This window comes from Cupriavidus sp. WGlv3, assembly GCF_023952475.1.
Taxonomy (GTDB): domain Bacteria; phylum Pseudomonadota; class Gammaproteobacteria; order Burkholderiales; family Burkholderiaceae; genus Cupriavidus; species Cupriavidus phytorum.
The window spans coordinates 96,266-112,421 of the sequence record NZ_JALHRX010000018.1 but is presented as its reverse complement, the minus strand read 5'-3'; the positions used below and the strand labels follow the sequence as shown (position 1 = coordinate 112,421).

15 protein-coding genes and 1 pseudogene are annotated in these 16,156 nt (G+C 65.5%); 7 read left to right on the top strand and 9 right to left on the bottom strand.

The genetic code is table 11. The features are described 5' to 3' along the window. Positions 1 to 23 precede the first annotated feature (23 nt). The 3 genes and pseudogenes from MKD38_RS24485 to MKD38_RS24475 form a co-directional block, all read left to right on the top strand. A pseudogene (locus MKD38_RS24485) lies at positions 24 to 164 on the top strand (ISNCY family transposase); the annotation flags it as partial. Continuing rightward, positions 150 to 653 (top strand): MarR family winged helix-turn-helix transcriptional regulator, encoded by a 504-nt coding sequence (locus tag MKD38_RS24480; protein WP_371925743.1) that lies wholly within the window; start codon positions 150 to 152, stop codon positions 651 to 653. The pseudogene MKD38_RS24485 and the gene MKD38_RS24480, both read left to right, overlap by 15 nt. Before the next feature lie 55 nt (positions 654 to 708). Next, on the top strand, positions 709 to 1,806 hold the full coding sequence (locus MKD38_RS24475) for an enolase C-terminal domain-like protein (protein ID WP_252680875.1): 1,098 nt from the start codon (positions 709 to 711) through the stop codon (positions 1,804 to 1,806). A gap of 48 nt (positions 1,807 to 1,854) precedes the next feature. On the opposite strand, the gene MKD38_RS24470 is transcribed toward MKD38_RS24475, so the two are convergent. Together MKD38_RS24470 and MKD38_RS24465 are read right to left on the bottom strand one after the other, a co-directional pair. Next, positions 1,855 to 3,285, bottom strand: a complete 1,431-nt coding sequence (locus tag MKD38_RS24470; protein ID WP_252680874.1) for an aldehyde dehydrogenase family protein — start codon at positions 3,283 to 3,285, stop codon at positions 1,855 to 1,857. A gap of 45 nt (positions 3,286 to 3,330) precedes the next feature. Beyond that, a complete protein-coding gene (locus tag MKD38_RS24465; RefSeq protein ID WP_371925741.1) occupies positions 3,331 to 4,317 on the bottom strand; it encodes an NAD(P)-dependent oxidoreductase in 987 nt (328 codons plus the stop codon). Between the two features lie 260 nt (positions 4,318 to 4,577). Between MKD38_RS24465 and MKD38_RS24460 the strand changes: the two genes are divergently transcribed. After that, positions 4,578 to 5,879 carry an MFS transporter gene (locus MKD38_RS24460; protein WP_252680869.1) on the top strand — a complete coding sequence of 434 codons (1,302 nt, stop codon included), beginning with the start codon at positions 4,578 to 4,580 and terminating at the stop codon, positions 5,877 to 5,879. Between the two features lie 68 nt (positions 5,880 to 5,947). On the opposite strand, the gene MKD38_RS24455 is transcribed toward MKD38_RS24460, so the two are convergent. Beyond that, a complete protein-coding gene (locus MKD38_RS24455) occupies positions 5,948 to 6,226 on the bottom strand; it encodes a hypothetical protein (RefSeq protein WP_252680866.1) in 279 nt (92 codons plus the stop codon). 249 nt (positions 6,227 to 6,475) lie between these two features. Further along, a complete protein-coding gene (locus tag MKD38_RS24450; protein WP_252680864.1) occupies positions 6,476 to 7,342 on the bottom strand; it encodes a LysR family transcriptional regulator in 867 nt (288 codons plus the stop codon). A 175-nt stretch (positions 7,343 to 7,517) separates the two neighbouring features. Between MKD38_RS24450 and MKD38_RS24445 the strand changes: the two genes are divergently transcribed. The 3 genes from MKD38_RS24445 (at position 7,518) to MKD38_RS24435 (ending at position 10,151) form a co-directional block, all read left to right on the top strand. Next, the gene (locus tag MKD38_RS24445) at positions 7,518 to 8,807 is read left to right on the top strand and encodes a DUF3422 family protein (protein WP_252680892.1); all 1,290 of its coding nucleotides are present in this window, start codon (positions 7,518 to 7,520) and stop codon (positions 8,805 to 8,807) included. A 40-nt stretch (positions 8,808 to 8,847) separates the two neighbouring features. Beyond that, positions 8,848 to 9,033, top strand: a complete 186-nt coding sequence (locus tag MKD38_RS24440; protein WP_252680862.1) for a hypothetical protein — start codon at positions 8,848 to 8,850, stop codon at positions 9,031 to 9,033. 191 nt (positions 9,034 to 9,224) lie between these two features. Beyond that, positions 9,225 to 10,151: a LysR family transcriptional regulator gene (locus tag MKD38_RS24435; RefSeq protein ID WP_252680860.1), complete on the top strand. Its 927-nt coding sequence runs from the start codon at positions 9,225 to 9,227 to the stop codon at positions 10,149 to 10,151. A gap of 44 nt (positions 10,152 to 10,195) precedes the next feature. Here the strand turns inward: MKD38_RS24435 and MKD38_RS24430 are convergent, their stop codons facing one another. From MKD38_RS24430 to MKD38_RS24410, 5 genes are all read right to left on the bottom strand, one after another. Further along, the gene (locus tag MKD38_RS24430; protein WP_252680858.1) at positions 10,196 to 11,176 is read right to left on the bottom strand and encodes a Bug family tripartite tricarboxylate transporter substrate binding protein; all 981 of its coding nucleotides are present in this window, start codon (positions 11,174 to 11,176) and stop codon (positions 10,196 to 10,198) included. A gap of 77 nt (positions 11,177 to 11,253) precedes the next feature. Next, positions 11,254 to 12,465, bottom strand: a complete 1,212-nt coding sequence (gene tcuB / locus MKD38_RS24425) for a tricarballylate utilization 4Fe-4S protein TcuB (RefSeq protein ID WP_252680856.1) — start codon at positions 12,463 to 12,465, stop codon at positions 11,254 to 11,256. After that, a complete protein-coding gene (gene tcuA, locus MKD38_RS24420; protein ID WP_252680854.1) occupies positions 12,449 to 13,879 on the bottom strand; it encodes an FAD-dependent tricarballylate dehydrogenase TcuA in 1,431 nt (476 codons plus the stop codon). Before tcuA ends, tcuB begins: the two co-directional genes overlap by 17 nt. Positions 13,880 to 14,042: 163 nt before the next feature. Further along, a complete protein-coding gene (locus tag MKD38_RS24415) occupies positions 14,043 to 14,504 on the bottom strand; it encodes a RidA family protein (RefSeq protein WP_252680852.1) in 462 nt (153 codons plus the stop codon). Between the two features lie 44 nt (positions 14,505 to 14,548). Continuing rightward, positions 14,549 to 15,997, bottom strand: a complete 1,449-nt coding sequence (locus tag MKD38_RS24410; protein ID WP_252680850.1) for an aminotransferase class V-fold PLP-dependent enzyme — start codon at positions 15,995 to 15,997, stop codon at positions 14,549 to 14,551. Positions 15,998 to 16,156: the final 159 nt, after the last annotated feature.

The following is a 16,156-nucleotide window of genomic DNA, read 5'->3' as shown; positions in this document are numbered from 1 at the left end:
CGTGCGCCAACTGGGTGCACTAGCCTAGGCTCCCCCGCGCCTGCCTGGGCGAGTTGGTGCAGATCGACGGCTCCGACCACGCCTGGTTCGAGGAACGGGCGCCGGCATGCACGCTGGTGGTGTTTGTCGATGACGAGACCGGGCGACTGATGCAGTTGTTGTTCGTCCCGACCAGTCGCTGCCTCCCGATTGCAACCGCCGCGGCGCGAACTATATTGGGGTATATACCCGCAATCGACATGACCCACACGCCTTGTGCCTGCACCAGGATCCGCCGGGCAGCTCGCGCCCTTACCGACGTGTACGATGACGCGCTGCAGCCCCTCGGCCTGAAGGTCACCCAGTTTTCGCTGCTTCGGACCATCGCGCGAACAGGATCGTCCAGCCTGACCGAGCTGGCTCGGGAAATGGCGCTAGACCGCTCCACGCTCGGGCGCAACGTCGGCGTGCTTCAGCGCCAGGGCTTGGTCCGCCTGTCAGGGGGTAACGACCTGCGCGAGCACACCGTATCGCTGTCGCCGCGGGCGTGCCGGCTGTTGGAGCAGGCGGCTCCGCTCTGGCAGCAGGCGCAACGACGCGTGGAGCATGCGCTCGGCGCCCAAGGCGTTGCGGTGCTGTTCGACGCGCTGGCCAGACTGGAGGAACTCCGATAGGAGGTTCTTTGTCAGGTGCCGTGCGGGTTGTACTGGTCGTCAGTGAGGTGCCACCATGAGTTTCGAACCGCTCACTTACCAAAGCGTTGAGGCCCGTGCGGTTCTCGTTCCGTTAAAGCGACCCATCATTTCGAAGGTCGGCGCATTCGACCAGTGGCCGCTGATCCTGGTTGACCTTTACACTCGGGAAGGTATTGTCGGTCGCAGTTATCTTGAGCCATATCTGATGCAGGCACCGAGGTACATCGTGCCTGCGATCCAGGATCTTGCAGCGTCACGGGCCGGTAGCAGGATCGCACCGCTGGATGACTTCCAGAATGCCAGAGGTTCAACGCATCTGCTGGGCTACGAAGGCATCACAATGATCGCCATCGCAGGGCTCGACATGGCCGCGTGGGATGCGCTCGCCAAGGCTGCAGGCCTGCCTCTCGCCGCATTGCTGGGCGGAACAGTGGGCAACGTGCAGGCGTACAACAGTAACGGGCTGTGGTTGAGCCACGTGGACGGCCTTGCCGAAGAAGCTAGTTCGCTTGTTGCAGAGGGAGCATTCAGCGCTCTGAAGCTGCGACTGGGCCGCGAAAAGCTGCAAGACGACCTCGACGCCCTTCGCGCGGTGCGCGAAGCGGCTGGCGACGAGATCAAGCTAATGGTGGACTTCAACCAGGGCCTGTCGCTTGATGACGGTCTGCGCCGCTGCCATGCCCTCGACAACGAGCGGCTGTACTGGTTCGAGGAGCCCCTCGCCTACAACAACACCAGCGGTCATGCGCAACTGGCCCGCGAGATCAAGACGCCGATCCAGCTAGGCGAGAACTTCTATGGCCCGCGCGAGTTATTAAAGGCAGTGCTGGCCGAGGCGTGTGACTGCGTCATGCTGGACATGATGCGGATCGGCGGCGTGTCGGGGTGGCTGCGGTCTGCGCCGATCGCTTCGGCGGCGGGAATCCCTGTCTCCACGCATCTGTATCCGGAAGTCTGCGCACACCTGATGCGCATCACCGAAACAGCGCACTGGCTGGAATGGCAGGACTGGGCCTATCCCGTGCTGAAGGAGCCCTTTGCGCTTGCAGATGGACAACTGGTGGTGCCGGACAGGCCCGGATCAGGCATCGAGTGGGACGAGAGCGCGGTGAGGCGGTTTCAGTACGACTAACGCTGTCGAGCAGGGTCCGTCTGTCCGAGACCCCCATCCTCAAAGACACTACAGCCGAACGATTACCGACTTCAACTGCGTATAGTGCGCAAGCGCCTCCATGCCCTGTTCGCGCCCATAGCCGCTCTGCTTGAAGCCGCCACATGGGGTCTGCACGAAGCCGCCACTGTACTCGTTCACGACGATCCGGCCGGCGTCAAGGGCAGCGGCGACGCGATGGACGCGACCGATGTCGCGGCTCCAGATACCGGCAGCCAGCCCATAGTCGGAGTCGTTTGCAATGTGGATGGCGTCCGCCTCGTCCTCGAACCTGATGACACAGAGTACAGGTCCAAAGATTTCTTCACGCGCAATCTCCATGTCATTGGTGACACCCAGGTAAACGGTCGGCTCGATGAACCAGCCCTCCCCGGCTTTCGGTGCCTGCGCCATGCGGCCGCCAACGGCCGGTACAAGCCCGAGGCGGTGTGCCAGGTCAAAGCTTTGCTGGACCTTGTCGAACTGGGCGCGGGTGGTCATGGGTCCATAGGACGCTTCGGAGTCGGCCCCAACGCGCACACCAGCGACCGCAGCCAGCAGCTTGTCGACAAAGGCGTCGTGGACCGACGACTGGACCAGCAAGCGCGTGCCTGCCGCGCACCACTGTCCGCCATTCCAGGTGAAGGCCGTGGTGCATCCCTTTGCCGCGGCATCCAGATCGGCGTCCGCGAAGACAATATTGGCCGATTTTCCGCCCAGCTCGAGCGTCAGCGGCAGGATGCGGTCAGCGGCGATCCTGCCCAGCTCCCGGCCCGCGCGCGTGCTGCCCGTGAATGAAATCTTGCGCATGTCGCGATGTCCGGCCATTGCTGGTCCGAGCGCTGGCCCGGTCCCGACCACGACGTTCAGGACACCAGGCGGCAATCCGGCCGCTTCAGCCAGCTTCGCGAAGGCAATCAGCGAACCGGAAGTGAATTCCGATGGCTTGGCAACGACCGCGTTGCCAGTGGCAAGCGCGGGCGCGATGGCGCGGGCGGCCTGATGCAACGGTGCATTCCAGGGGAGGATCACGCCGATCACGCCGAACGGATCGCGTCGCGTGTAGACATGATAGTCCGGTCCGGCGTTGATCACTTCACCGTCCATCGCATTGACGATGCCACCGTAGTACTCGAAGTACTGCGCGATCAGGGCCATCAGTTGCGACATCTCCCGCCCCGGCTTGCCGGTCTCCGCGCTTTCGATGCCGCCCAGCGTGTCGATGCTGTTGCGCACCGCACGGCCGATCTCGACCAGGATGCGGCCGCGCTCGGCGGGTCGCATCGCACGCCAGGCCGGCAGCGCTGCCGTCGCCGCGGCAACGGCGGCGTCGACATCTGGCTTGCCGCTATCCGCCACCTCGGACAGCGCGATGCCAGTGCGCGGGTCTGTCTTCTCGATATACCGGCCGGTCGACGGCGGCACTTCGTTTCCGTTGATGTAGTTCAGCACTCTGTTCATACGCTTCCTCGATAAAGACTCAGGCGGGTTGGTGTTGGTGGCGTTTCAGCGCTTCTCATGGCTGCCCTGGACCTTCCCGATCGTGGCGCCGGCCAGCTTCTCGAGCTGATGGACGACGCGGGTCATGTCGTCGCCACCGGCACCGTCGGCAACGGCCGTATCGAAGAACTGCTTGACGACGGCGGACGCGAACATCGGCGCGCCTGCGGCCTCGGCTTCGCCGAGCGCCAGCCGCAGGTCTTTGCGCATCAGGTCCATGCGAAAGCCGAAGTCGAATTTGCGCGACAGCACCTTGTCGGCAAGCAGGGTCTGGACCGCAAAGCCACGCGCCGTGGCGCTTTTTGAGAGGACGCGGAGGATGGTGTCCGCAGGGATGCCCGCCTTCACACCGAACAGCACGGCCTCTGCCGCCGTCACCAGCGCCGAACCGGCGATCATGTTGTTGACCAGCTTGAGGGTCTGGCCCAGCCCCGGCTGCGCGCCGAGATATGCGATGTCGCCCGCGAATGCCTCGAGCGCCGGCCGCGCAGTGGCGAAGGCGCTGGCATCGCCGGACACCATCACGCTCAGCGAACCCGACTCAGCCCCCGCCACGCCACCGGCCAGCGGCGCGTCCAATGCCTGGATGCCATGCTGCGCCATTGTGGCGGCGAGCCTGCGCGTCACGGTCGGTCCCGTGGTCGAATGGTCGACGAACACTTTCACGGCGCTTGCGCCCGCGATCCCACCTTCACCGGTGGCTACCCGTTCGACGATATCCGGCGTCGGCAAGCAAACCATCACCACCTCGGCGTGGTCGCCAACATCGCGGGCGCTGACACCGCGCGCGGCGCCGATACGCACCAGTTCATCGACCGCCTGGACATTGCTGTCGAATACCGTCACGGGCAATCCGTGCTGCACCAGGTGCCGCGCCATATGCCTTCCCATGGCGCCCAGGCCGATAAAACCGAACGTTGTCATGCCGAGTCTCCTTGCCGCTGCCGCGCGGCCCTGTTGTGGTAATGGCGTGAGGCGCCACCTGCGTGCCACCGATACTAGGAGCCCTGCCGCGCCGCTTCAATCGACATTTCTTACCGGCTCGATTGAGTTCTCCTCAAGCTGGCTTAGCCCGGCTTGGTGGGTTACATCGGTTGCAGAAAACTCAAGCGTCCCGTCAAAAAAAGTCGTTTGAGCCGGTCTCGTCCCGCCACCTACGATGCCCAACGTGCCGGGCTCTGTCGATCCGGACATGCGAGTGCGCCAAGCCGCTGGCGGCGCGAGAACCACAACAGATGATTCAAGGAGACGGCATGGAAACGACCCTGCCAGTAGATGTAGTCGAGCGCCCGCTTCCCCTCACCCGTGCGCAGAAAAAGGCAATTGCAGCGGCGACACTCGGTACGATCGTGGAATTCGCCGACTGGGTGATCTACGCCACCTTTGCCTCATTGTTCTCGCGGCACTTCTTTCCCGCCAACAATGAAATGGCGTCGCTGCTGTCCGCGTTCGCCGTGTTCGCGGTCGGCTTCATCATGCGGCCGGTCGGTGGCGCCGTGCTTGGTGCGTACGCCGACCGGCAAGGACGCAAGAAAGGCCTGACGCTCTCCGTGGCGCTGATGTCGGGCAGCACCGTGGTGATAGCGCTATGCCCGACCTACGCCACCATAGGCATGATCGCGCCCGTCATTCTGGTGATGGCGCGACTGGTGCAGGGATTCGCGGCCGGGGGCGAATTCGGCTCGGCCTCGACCTATCTCGTCGAGACGGCGGCGGCATCGCGCCGGGCCTTCGCCGGGTCATGGCAGTACTTCGGCATCAATGCCGGCGTCCTGGTGGCAGCCCTGATCGGATACGTGATGACGCGCTGGCTCGATACCGAGCAAATGGCGGCGTGGGGCTGGCGGCTCGGATTCGCAGTCGCCGGCCTCATGGGCGTGGTTGCGCTGTGGATCCGGGTGTCGGTGGCGGAAACCGGGGCCTTTCAGCGCAAGGTCGCCCACCGCGCTGCCGCGCATCCCTCGCTGCTGGTCGTCACCAGGCACTGGCGCGCGTCGTTGCGTGTGATCGGCATCGCCATGGCGGGCAACCTTTCGCTCTACCTCTGGCTGGTGTTGTTCCCCACCCTCGCCCATGTACGAACCGGGCTCAGCCTGCAGGCCGCCTTCAGTGCCAGCGTGATATCGATCGTCCTGTCGCTGGTGGCGATCCCGTTGCTTGGCAAGCTGGCCGACAGGATCGGACGCAAGCCTGTGCTGGTGGCATTCGCGGGCGGTTCCGCACTGTTCGCCTGGCCCGGCTTGCATTTCCTCGCCAACGACTTCTGGCTGGCGACCGCGATCGTCAGCGTGGGGATGCTGCTGTCGTGCGGTTTTTCCGCCACGGCGGCGGCGGTCATGGCGGAGCAGTTTCCCGCCGAGGTGCGCGCAACCGGCGTGGCGCTTCCCTATGCCATCTCGGTGACGTTGTTCGGCGGCTCGCTGCCGTACATCATGACATCGATGTCGAATGCGGGCTGGGCACACTATAGCTGGGCCTATATCGCCGTGGTCTGCGCAGCGGGTTGCCTCGTGTACGCCTTCATGCCGGAGACCAAGGGAAAAGCCCTGGACTAGGCCATGCCGGCAAACCTGCCAGCCCGTCGCGCACCGGGATATGGATGCGATGACGGGCTGCGCTGGCGTCAGATGTGGTCGGTGAATGAATCGGGCTTGCCGATGTGGGCACCGTCCGCGTAGGGATCGTACTTGCCGCTGCGGGCGCCATCGGTGTAGAGATCAAATGTCCTGGCACGCGCACCGTCCGCGAACACGTCGAACTGGCGGGCGGGCGACGCGGAGACACCTGTGCGGTCCCTGCCAGCGATCACGACATCTGCTGCGTGGGCGTAGCCAGGCAGCGCGGCACCAGTGGCCAGCACCATCGACGCAACAACAGCAGCACGGGCGAGTTCGGAAATCATGATTGGCTCCTAAGCTTGATGAGAGAACGCTCTTTTTCGGCTTCGCTGGTTGGGGTGCGTCGCCGTTGAGTCCAATGTAGGAGCCTGCCGCTCATCGCACTAGAGTGATGAACCGAGATTGAATATTAACTTTCCGTTGTTAATTCAGGAATCGGCATGGCAAGCCGAAGTCAAGCTTTAGCCGGCGTGCCCGGCGATCCAGCGCCGGGGCCTGAATGGGCCAGCACGCATCCGATGAGACGGTAGACGCTAGGGCTGCACCGTCCCGGCCCGCAAGTCCGACATGATCTGCTCGGCAAGGAAATCGCAGGGCGGCCGCTTCGACTTCGCGCTGCGGGCGAGGATCAGTTCGAGCGGCGGCAGGTCAGGCAGGCCATGAGCCTGGCCGAGCACGGTCAGTTGCGGCGGGATCGCGCAGCGGGCCAGCGCGGCGACGGCCAGGCCGGCCTCGACCATGCTGAGCAGGCCAAGCAGGCTCGGGCTCTCGTACGAGGTTCGATGCGCGATCCGCGCGCGGTCGAGGCTGCGTATCGCGTTCTCGCGCGCCACGCTGCCCGGCATGAACACGGCGATGGGCAGGGGCCGGTCCTCCCACACTTGCGGCCCGTTGGTCATGGCGGCCCATGCCATCGGCTCATGGCGAATGAAGTCGCCGGACAGGCCCTTCACGCGCGTGCCGCAGACCAGGTCGACGGTGCCGTCCTTGACCAGTGGCGCGAGCGCGCTGCTGGGCAGGCCGACGACCTGGATCTCCACTTTCGGGTACGTGGTCGAGAACTTCTTCAGCACCGACGGCAGCAGCGACGACGCGTAATCGTCGGGCACGCCGATCGCCACCTTGCCCGTCACCTCGGGCCGCACCACTGCCGCCCAGGCTTCGTCCCGCAGCGCCAGCATGCGCCGGGCGAAGCCCAGCAGCACTTCGCCCTCGTGCGTCAGCACAATGCTGCGCGGCCGCCGCACGAACAGCGGCCGGCCCAGCGCTTCCTCGAGTGCCTTGATCTGCATGCTGACCGCGGATTGCGAACGGTTCACGGCCTCGGCAGCACGCGTCATGTTGCCGGTCTCGGCGACGGCGATCACCGTGGCCAGTACATCGTGGTCGAGCATCTTCATGGCTATCAGGAAAACTGAACGTAACAATCAATATTATGCGTTTTTCTTCTTGAAAACGGCGTGCGATATTCGCCGGCAACGAACAAGAAAACCTGGACAGCAAACCGGTGCCGCGCCCTGAACGCGGGATTCCGGCATCCGCCCTTCTCGCATGGACAACAACGCCGCTTCGCTACTGGTCGACCACCCGCTGCGCGCCTCCCTCGTCGCCGAACTGCATGCGCGCCCTTTTCTCCGGCTCAGCGGCAGCGTGTCACTGACCCACTACGCCGTCTACTCGGACGGGGATGCTGCGATCCATGAATCTCTCGTTCGCACCTTGTGCGAGCAGACCGGCATGGAGCTGCCCTCGGACGGGGTCACGCACTACGCCGTGCAATCCCCGTTCGGCTGGCATCTGAAATGGGAGCGCCACACCGAGTTCTCCACCTTCACCTTCGTCAGTCCGCGCGACGACACCGATTACTTCAACGACCTTGCCATCGAAGGTGTTCCGGCGGACTGGCTGAGCTTGCTGGCCGGCAAACGCTTCCATGCGGTGCGGATGGAATTGCTGTCGGGACAGGCTGCGGCTGCCGTCAGCGCCAACTTGCGCGACTGGCTCGACGGGCCTGTTCTGGTCGGCAGCGACGTGCTGGGCGGCGGCAAGGTCTATTGCGACTGGCAGGTGCGCGCCGACGGCCATATCCGCATCCTGGCGATCGATGAGGACTTCCGCGAGGAACAGGGCGGCAGGCTGCTGCAGCGGCTCTACGAGATCGAGACCTATCGCATGATGGCATTGCTGGCGTTGCCGGTTGCTCGCAGCCTGGGGCGGGAGCTCGACGACATCCACGCATCGCTGCAGGAACTGATGCGGGCCATGGACACTCGCCGCGCCGGCGAAGACGATGCCGAACTGCTGGACCGGCTTACCGAGCTGGCCGTGCGCGTGGAATCGCTGTCCGGGCACAGCGGGCGCTTCAGCGCATCGCGCGCCTATGAGCGCATCGTGCTGGCGCGCATCCAGGAGTTGCGGGAACAGCGCATCGAAGGCATGCCGACCATCTCCGAATTCATGGAGCGGCGTTTCGGTCCCGCCATGGAGACATGCCGCAGCGTCTGGTCGCGCCACGAACAGATCGCGGCACGGGTTGCGCGCGCGGTCGACCTGCTCCGCACCCGCGTCAACCTGGCGCAGGAGCGGGACGTCACCAGGCTGCTGGCCGGGCTGGAGCGTACCGCGCGCAACCAGCTGCATCTGCAGCATGCGGTCGAGGGGCTATCGGTCGCCGCGATCTCGTATTACGTGTTGTCCATCGCGGCAGCGGGATTGAAGGCACTGCATGTCATCAAGCTGCCGGTGGATCCCGAACTGGCCGAAGGCCTGTTGATCCTGCCGGTGGTGCTGATCGTGTTCGGCGTCATCAAGCGCAGCCGGACCCAAAAGGCCCACGATGGCGCTGTCCACGCAGGCCAAGCCTGAACAGTCGTCGACCTGAAGTGCTTACCATCGAGAAACACCCATGAACGCCATCACCAGCATTGACCCGTCTCCTGCATCTTTGCCTCGAGTTGTCCGCCAGGCGCCGCAGCTTGGCTCGCATCGGGTGATCCGGACCGGCAAGCAAAAGACACCCACGCAAGTGCTGACCGACAACTCGAACGACCGGCCGGACGTCGCAACGATCGCGGTGCTGGGCTACAACTGAAGCAGAAATATCCACTTGGATCTCGGGCGGGTACCCTACTGCAAAACCCGCCCGGACAGTTCCGTTCCCTGCTCCCATCCGCCCAGCCATCCTGCCAGGTGCTACCATTCGGCGGCATGCCGCAGGCAACGACGGCCAGCCAATGGTCCGTCGCCGCGGCGCTCGCATAGTGCGATGCCACCGAATACTCCATGGAACTGCGTCAACTCCGCTACTTCACCAAGGTCTGCGAACTTGGCAGCTTCGGCAAGGCAGCGCTCGAACTGGATCTCGCGACCTCCGCGCTCAGCCAGCAGATCAGCAGGCTCGAGCGCGAACTGTCGACGCGCCTGCTGCAGCGCCAGTCCACGGGCGTGGTGCCGACCGATGCCGGACTTGCCTTTCTGCGGCAGGCCCAGCTGACGCTGCGCCACGCCGACGATGCGGTTCGGGCCGCGCAGCAGGCGCGGCTATCCGGCCATGTCAGCATCGGCCTGGCCTCGACCACCGCCGCGGTGCTGGGCGTGCCGCTGCTGCATGCCATGGCTGCGCGCTATCCCGACGTGCGCGTCCACGTGGTCGAGGCGCTGTCCGGGCATCTGAGCGAGATGCTCAATGCGCGGCGGCTGGACCTGGCCATCGTGTTCCGCACCGAGACCGCGCGCCGCTGGAGCGTGACGCCGCTGCTCGATGAAAAGCTCTATGTGCTCGGGGCTTCAGGCCTGCCAGGACTGCCGAAAGGCCAGCGCGCCCGGCTCGCCCAGCTGGGGGAGCTGCCCCTGATCCTGCCGAGCGCGAGCCACGGCCTGCGCGCCCTGCTCGATGCGGCTTTCGCGCGGGTGCGCGTGACGCCGAACGTGGTGGCGGAAATCGACGGCCTGTCGCTGCTGATGGATGCGGTGCGCGCGGGCTTTGGCGCCACCATCCAGCCAGGCGCAGCGACCGCCCGCCTCAATGATCCGACGCTGGTCCGCTCGCTGGTGGTCGACGCCCAGGTCGGGCGGCACAACCTGCTGGCCAGCCTTTCCGATGATGAGCTGTCACCCGCGGCCCTGGCCGCGCGGGTCGTGCTGGCCGATACCGCGCGCAGCCTGGTGCGCGACGGCGCGTGGTTCGGCGCGACGCTGCACAAGGATTGAGACCGGGACGGCGGCGGCGCTGCCGCCCAGCCTGATCGTCGGCCTCAATCGACCGTAATCTTTCGCTCCCTGACGATCGCGCTCCACTTGGCGCTCTCCTTCTTCATGAACGCAAGCAGCTCCGGGCGCGTGGTCGGCTGCGGCGTCAGGCCATGCTTGTTCAGGGCATCCTTCACGCCGGCATCGTTCAGCACCTTGACGATCTCCTGGTTCCAGCGATCGAGGACCGGTGACGGCGTCTTGCCCGGGGCCACGAAGGCATACCAGTTCAGCGCCTCGAAACCGGGGTAGCCCGATTCCGCCACGGTGGGCACGTTGGGCAGGTACGCAGGCCGCACCGGCCCGGTGGTGGCGAGCGGCACCAGCTTGCCGGCCTCGACCTGCGGCATCGCGGTCGGCGGTGCCGCGAAGTACGACGTCACGCGCTGGCCAAGCAGATCCTGCAGTGCCGGTGCACCGCCCTTGTAGGGAATATGGACCATCTCGATGCCGGCACGCTGGTTGAACAGTTCACCAGCAAGATGGGAGGCGGAACCGGCACCGGTCGATGCGTAGTCCACCGCCCCCGGCTTCTTCTTCGCCAGCGCGACCAGCTCGGCCAGGTTGTTCACGCCGGCGCCCTTGTGCACCACCAGCATATTGGGAAAGTTCACGCCGCCCGAGACTGGAGCCAGGTCCTTGAACGGATCGTAAGGCAGCTTCATCAGATGCGGCGCGATGGTCAGCGGCCCGATCGAGCCGAACAGCAGCATGCTGCCGTCCGCCGGACCGCGCGCCACCAGTTGGTGGGCAATATTGCCGCCGGCACCGCCGCGGTTGTCGACCACGACCGGCTGGCCGAGGTTGTCCGCCAGTTTCTTGGCAATCAACCGCGCAGCCGCATCGGCAGCGCCGCCGGCGGCGAAGCCCACCACCAGCGTGACCGGCTTGCCGCCGGCGATGGGTTGCGCTTGCGCAAGGCGCGAGGAAAGGGGAAAACAGAGCGCGGCCAGCAAGGTGGCGCGCAAGATCAGTCGACGGTCCATTGAATCGGTCTCCGTATTGTCGTTCTGGAAAAGGTCTTTCTGGAAAAGCCTGGGATGGCCATGCGTCGGCCGGTCGGTCAGTCCGCCCCGAGCCCGACCGGGTTCGGGCGGCGTTTCTCCACTGCATGGCGCAGCAGTGCGGCACTGCGGAACACACCGTGGGCAAACTTGCCGTAGGGCATGGTGGCGAACAGTGCCATTACCGCGCCCAGGTGCAGGCATAAGAGCATCGCCATTGCCGGCGTGGCGCGGCCCAGCCACAACGCCAGGCCGCTGGTGGCAGTCAGGAACAGCAAGGCGATGAAGCCCAGGTCCATCGGCCGCTGGCCTTGCGCCAGGTGCAGGCGGTGGCGTTGCAGGTTGAGCCAGCCGAGCCCTGCGGTGCCGATCGCGAGACTGGCGCCGCCGACGGCACCGAGCACCTTGGGCAGGCTCGGCAGTTCGTATGGCGCGTGCCAGCCGAAGGCATAGTGATAGACCGTCGCCACGGCGGTGGCGCCAAAGCACAGCGCAAAGCCATAGAACGTCAGGTGATGGAAACGCCGGCGCGACAGCGTGAAGGCATCGTCGGCATTGTTGCAGCCGGCACCGTGGCCGCCGTCGAGGTACTTCAGCCGCAGCACGGCGGCTCCTGCCTCTGCCGCCGCCGGCGCGCTCACTGGCGCACCGCTGGTTGCAGGGGTGACTTCGCGCCAGAACCTGCGCACGCCCATCGCCAGCGCAAGCACGACGAAGCCGAACACCGGCGCAAACATCGACACCAGCAGGTTATGCGGGAACAGCGCGTAGAAGTTGCCGCTGGCAGGACCGCCCCACAACGTACCGTTGAACGCCACGGCCAGCAGCAGGAACAGGGTCAGCGCGAGCGCCAGGGCCAGCGACACGGTCAGGCCATTGCGCCGGTACAGCTTGCCCAGCGCTGGCGGCCAGGCATAGTCCTGGTAGGTCTGTCCACGGACCTCCGCCATTGCCACCGGGATGTTGACCGCGAACTCGTGCGGCGGCGCGTACTGGCAGGCATGCAGGCATGCCCCGCAGTTGTGGCACAGGTTGGCCATATAGTGCACGTCGGCACGGCCGAACTCGAGCCGCCGCGTCATCGCGGGAAACACCGCGCAGAAGCCTTCGCAATAACGGCAGGCATTGCAGATCTGCAGGATGCGCGCGACTTCGCCTTCGGCCGCCGTCAGCGGCAATACGGGGTGGATCGGAATCACGCGCCGGTCAGTGCCGCCCACGCCTTGCGCGTCGGCACGAGCCTGATCGACCAGTTCAGCCAGCGATGGCATTGGACTGCTCCATTTCGAAATCGGGATGTCGGAAGCCGCAGGCCCGCGCGGCGCCCACGCCGGCGAGGCGGCCAAAGGCCGTGCCGATCGCCATGCCGACGCCGGCGGTATAGCCCTTGCCCAGCACGTTGCCGGCCATCATCTCGCCGGCGACGAACAGGTTCGGGCTGGGACTGCCATTGAAGTGGACCTGAGCGCTCTCGTTGACCTTGAGGCCCAGGTAAGTGAAGGTCACGCCGGGACGCAGCGCATAGCCGATGTAGGGCGGCGTGTCGAGCGGGCGCGCCCAGTGCGTCTTGGCCGGGGCGATGCCCCCGGTGGCGCAGTCGTCCAGCACCGTGTGGTCGAACGTGCCGGGCCGGCAGGCGGCGTTGAAGGCTTCGACGGTCCGCACGAAGCTGGCTTCCGGCACGCCAAGCTTGCGCGCCAGTTCGCCGAGCGTATTGGCGCTGGTGCCCGGGAACACCGGCGGCATGAAGCGGCCGATGGCCTTCTGGTCGATGATCGAATAGCCGATCTGCCCCGGCTGCTGCGCGACCAGGCGGCCCCAGATGGCATAGCGCTTGGGCCAGAAGTCCTCGCCCTCGTCGTAGAAGCGTTCGCCGTCGCGATTGACGACCACGCCGAGCGAGACGCAATCGATCCGCGTGCAGATGCCGCCGTCATAGAGCGGAGCGCGCGCGTCGATCGCCACCATATGTGCCTGGGTCGGATCGCCGATCGCATCGGCGCCGGCGTCGATCATATGGCGCAGCAGCACGCCCTGGTTGAAACGCGTGCCCCGGATCAGGAAGTTGTCCGACGGCCACTCGCCGCGTTCGTTCTGGCCCCAGGCTTCGCGCAGCCAGTCCCGGTTCGACTCGAAGCCGCCGGCGGCCAGCACGCAGGACCTGGCCTCGATGCGTTCGCCGGCGGCCGTCACGGCCGCGACGAAACGGTCGCCGTCGCGCTCGATGGCAACCACCTGGGTGTCGTAGCGGATTCCGATACCCAGGGCCTCGGCACTGCGGAAATAGGCGTTGACGAGCGCCTTGCCGCCGCCCATGAAGAAGGCATTGGTGCGCGCCACATGCAGCGCCCCCGACAACGGCGGCTGGAAATGCACGCCGTGCCGGCGCATCCAGCCCCGGCAGCGCGACGACGCGCGGATCGTCATGCGCGCCAGCCGCTCGTTGGTGATGCCACCGGTGACCTTCAGCAGGTCCTGCCAATACTCCTCTTCCGGGTAGGCGTCGACCAGCACATCCTGCGGCGCATCATGCATGCAGCGCAGGTTGCGGGTGTGCTGCGAATTGCCGCCGCGCCATGCGCGCGGCGAGCCCTCCAGCAACAGCACCGAGGCACCCGCCTCGCGCGCCATCAACGCGGCGCACAGCGCGGCATTGCCGCCGCCGATCACCAGCACATCTTTCATGGGGGAATCTCCTTGTGGGCTCGACTGTAAGCAGGGCCCGAAGGAGACGAAAGATGGTGGTGATTAAGGCGTGTTCAGTTTTTGTGAAGGGTCGGAGGGCACAAACGCCAACAGCGGGGACGGCCCAAACCGTACCCCGCTGCCCTCTTCCTCCGAAACCTCCTCAGGGCTTGACCGCGATCGCCCCGATCTCCACGGCAACGTCGCGCGGCAGGCGTGCGACCTGGACCGTCGCGCGTGCCGGCGCGACGCCGGTGAAGTAGGTCCCGTAGACCTCGTTCATCTTGGCGAAGTCGTTCAGGTCCTTCATGTAGACGGTGGTGGAGACGACGTCGGCCATGGTCATGCCGTCGGCCGCGAGTACGGCCTTGAGGTTGTCGAGCACCAGCCGGGTCTGGGCCTCGATGGGAGCATCCTTGAGCAATTCGCCGGTCTTCGGGTGAATCGGGATCTGGCCGGCAAGGTACAGCACGCTGCCGGCGCGGACCGCCTGGGAGTAAGGGCCGATGGCCTTGGGGGCGTCGGTCGAAGCGACGGCGCGCAGCGTGCCGCCGTGCTGGGCGCAGGCCGAGAGCGAGACCACGCCGCACAGCGCCGCGGCCATCAGAGCGATAGATCGTTTCATGGGCTTGACTCTTGTCGTGTTGAAACGGGGCCGGCCAGGCCTTGTCAGGCCATGGCGCCGGACAGGGTCCACATCGAATCCACCAGCCGGTCGATGTCGTTCGCGTCGTGCCACAGGTGCGTGGAGATGCGGATGCCGTAGTGCTGGGCCGGCGCGCCGATGACCTCGAAGTTCACCGAGCGGATCACGAAGCCCGGGGCAAAGTCGCTCAGCATGCGGTTGACGAACGTCGTGGCCTTTTGCTGGTTCATGGCGTCGTCGCGATTGCGGAACGGGTTGAAGCAGGTCAGCGCGGACAGCAGCTTCGGATCGTCCTTGGGCGAGTACAGCGACTCGATGCCCCAGCGCTCGACGATTTTCTCCTTCAGGTAGGACGACAGTGTCAGGTCGTAGGTCTCGATCTTCTTCCTGCCGATGGTGTCCCACATTTCGCAGGCGCGCGCCAGTGCGCGGAACATCGGCACGTGCAGGCTGCCGCAGGACGTGACCGTGGCGGCGATGTCATAGGCACCGCGCGGCTGCCTGACGTAGGAGCTGGTATGGATCGGATACCACTCCGGCAGCGGCAGCGGATTGGACGGGCGCATCTTGTTGCGGATCACCAGGATGCCGGTGGAGCCCGGGCCGCACTGCCACTTGTGGCCGGCGCCGGACATGAAGTCCATGCCCAGCGCGCCGTAGTCGTACGCCATCATGCCGGGCAGGTGGGCACCGTCGACGATGCTGATCAGGCTGTGGGCCTTCACCACTTGCATCAGGTCGGCGATCGGCAGCATGGTGCCGGTCTTGTAGGTGGGCGACGACCACATCATCGCGCGCACCCGCTTGCCCTGCCCCTTGAGCGCGCGGATGCGCTCGTCGAACAGCTGGACATAGGTGCTCGCGGTCTGGTTGTTGCCGACCGGCAGCGCAATGGTCGAGACTTCGATGCCGTAGCGGTCCACCGCGATATTGAGCGGGGTCAGGCCCCCGCCGTGTTCGTGGTTGGTGGTGACCACCACATCGCCCGGCTCCCACTTGATGCCGAGGATCGCATGGCACATACCCGATGAGGTATTGCCGGAGAATGCCACTTCATCGCCATCGACGCCGAAGCCCTTGGCCACTGCGGCGCGCAGGTCCGCCAGGTTGCCGTAGCCGCTCGATGAATCGGCGGCCTTGGCCAGGTTTTCCTGGCCGAAGACATCGAGTACCACCTTGGGCATCGAGCCGCCGGTGCCGATGTTCATGTAGACCTTCTCGGGCTTGAGCACGAACATGCCCTGCACCTCGGTCCAGAAGGCTTCGTCCTGCGCCAGCTGCGAACGCAGGTCGGATGATGCCGCCGCGGCGTCGTCCGAACAGGCGCTCATCAGCGGCGCCAGCGCCAGCGAGCCGGCACCGTAGGCCAGCATGCGTAGAAAATCGCGCCGCTTTGGCGTCCAGGTCGCCATGTCTTCCGGATGCGGTGGCGTCGCGACAGCCGCTCTCTGTTTTTGCTTCAGCTCGTCCATGGTGCTCTCCCGTTGTGTCCCACGTTCGGCGCATCGGCCCGTCAGCGTGCTTGCATGCCTGGCGCCTGTTCTGGAAAAAAGTCTACGCAAACATCCGCGGCAACAGCAGCACGACTTTCCCCTACGCAGTAATACAGAGAGCCCGTTTTGCGCGGCGAT

Coding starts and splice junctions, on each gene's coding strand:
- MKD38_RS24480 (WP_371925743.1), top strand. CDS start 150: ATGCAGTTGTTGTTCGTCCCGACCAGTCGCTGCCTCCCGATTGCAACC.
- MKD38_RS24475 (WP_252680875.1), top strand. CDS start 709: ATGAGTTTCGAACCGCTCACTTACCAAAGCGTTGAGGCCCGTGCGGTT.
- MKD38_RS24470 (WP_252680874.1), bottom strand. CDS start 3,285: ATGAACAGAGTGCTGAACTACATCAACGGAAACGAAGTGCCGCCGTCG.
- MKD38_RS24460 (WP_252680869.1), top strand. CDS start 4,578: ATGGAAACGACCCTGCCAGTAGATGTAGTCGAGCGCCCGCTTCCCCTC.
- MKD38_RS24455 (WP_252680866.1), bottom strand. CDS start 6,226: ATGATTTCCGAACTCGCCCGTGCTGCTGTTGTTGCGTCGATGGTGCTG.
- MKD38_RS24450 (WP_252680864.1), bottom strand. CDS start 7,342: ATGAAGATGCTCGACCACGATGTACTGGCCACGGTGATCGCCGTCGCC.
- MKD38_RS24440 (WP_252680862.1), top strand. CDS start 8,848: ATGAACGCCATCACCAGCATTGACCCGTCTCCTGCATCTTTGCCTCGA.
- MKD38_RS24435 (WP_252680860.1), top strand. CDS start 9,225: ATGGAACTGCGTCAACTCCGCTACTTCACCAAGGTCTGCGAACTTGGC.
- MKD38_RS24430 (WP_252680858.1), bottom strand. CDS start 11,176: ATGGACCGTCGACTGATCTTGCGCGCCACCTTGCTGGCCGCGCTCTGT.
- tcuB (WP_252680856.1), bottom strand. CDS start 12,465: ATGCCATCGCTGGCTGAACTGGTCGATCAGGCTCGTGCCGACGCGCAA.
- tcuA (WP_252680854.1), bottom strand. CDS start 13,879: ATGAAAGATGTGCTGGTGATCGGCGGCGGCAATGCCGCGCTGTGCGCC.
- MKD38_RS24415 (WP_252680852.1), bottom strand. CDS start 14,504: ATGAAACGATCTATCGCTCTGATGGCCGCGGCGCTGTGCGGCGTGGTC.
- MKD38_RS24410 (WP_252680850.1), bottom strand. CDS start 15,997: ATGGACGAGCTGAAGCAAAAACAGAGAGCGGCTGTCGCGACGCCACCG.